1 pseudogene is annotated in these 252 nt (G+C 42.1%); it reads left to right on the forward strand.

From position 1 onward, the window contains the following. Positions 1–252 (forward strand): annotated as a pseudogene (locus HC723_RS17640) (IS30 family transposase); the annotation flags it as partial.

Below are 252 nucleotides of genomic sequence, written 5' to 3' on the forward strand. Positions count from 1 at the left end.
TAAATCGATATCATCAGAGTTGGGACGCTGCCCTCAAGGTCGATATACAGCAATAACGGCGCATGCCAATGCACTCCGTAAGCGTTCTTGTGCCGCTAAATTTATGAAAGTGACGAATGAGCTTAATGACAAAGTGAAATCTTTCCTAAGCCTCGGTTTCAGTCCTGAGCAAATGGCTGGACGAATGAAAAAGGAAAAGATAAGTTATTGTGCCAGCATGCATACTATTTATCGTTTAATTGCTCGAAATGG

Origin of the sequence: Vibrio sp. S11_S32, assembly GCF_014694465.1 — a bacterium.
Classification (GTDB): Bacteria; Pseudomonadota; Gammaproteobacteria; order Enterobacterales; family Vibrionaceae; genus Vibrio; species Vibrio algicola.